General features: G+C 44.1%; 1 protein-coding gene. It reads right to left on the bottom strand.

Annotation, left to right across the window (positions count from 1 at the left end):
- Positions 1–383 (bottom strand): DNA polymerase III subunit chi (locus tag MTCD1_RS18340; RefSeq protein ID WP_088568996.1); only part of this gene is annotated, 383 nt, incomplete at its 3' end.
- Between the last annotated feature and the right edge of the window lie 300 nt (positions 384–683).

The following is a 683-nucleotide window of genomic DNA, read 5'->3' as shown; positions in this document are numbered from 1 at the left end:
ATCGTCTTATGCCCGGCATCGTTGGCAACGAAATCGATAATCTGGCCAAAGTTTACCGCAAATGAGGGCACTTGGTCTGCAAGATTAATCAGAAGATGGCGATTTTTATTGGGACCTAAGCTATCGAAACCGATTTCCACCGGCGCACCTGTGAGGGGGCCTTCACCCTTGAGGTTATGGGGCACAAAAGAATTTGGCTCAAATTGCCATAACAATTCATCGACAGCATAAGCCTGTTCTCTATCCTGAGTATGGACATAAACCAGTTGCTGATTAACATATGCATCTTGTGCAAGCTCACAGGCTAATCTGTGTACCTGCTGCGTCGCCTCGGTGGGGCTATTGGCCTCATCAGGCATCACGTAAAATAGGGCATTTGGCATAGTAAGGCTTAGTCTTGGCTTTCAGTTTTAGTGAATAGGCTTAATTTACTGTCGAAAGGAGGGATTTTACACTAAACGGATGTTAGTTATCAGCCTCTTTTTGTTGATTTGAACTTCAATTTGACTCATAAATTTTTCTTTAGCTTTAACCTTTATTTTTACTTATCGCTTGCAGCGTGCTTTCTTGCAAACACCGAGGTTTCAATTCCGTGCAATCGAAGAGGTGAAAACCTCAGTGTAGATGCGGCGTCTAGCTTACAAAGCAATTTTGTTGTGGCCCGGCCCCAGAGCTTCTGTAGA

This window comes from Colwellia marinimaniae (genome assembly GCF_002207865.1).
GTDB lineage: Bacteria > Pseudomonadota > Gammaproteobacteria > Enterobacterales > Alteromonadaceae > Colwellia > Colwellia marinimaniae.
This window is presented reverse-complemented; position numbering and strand designations above follow the sequence as displayed.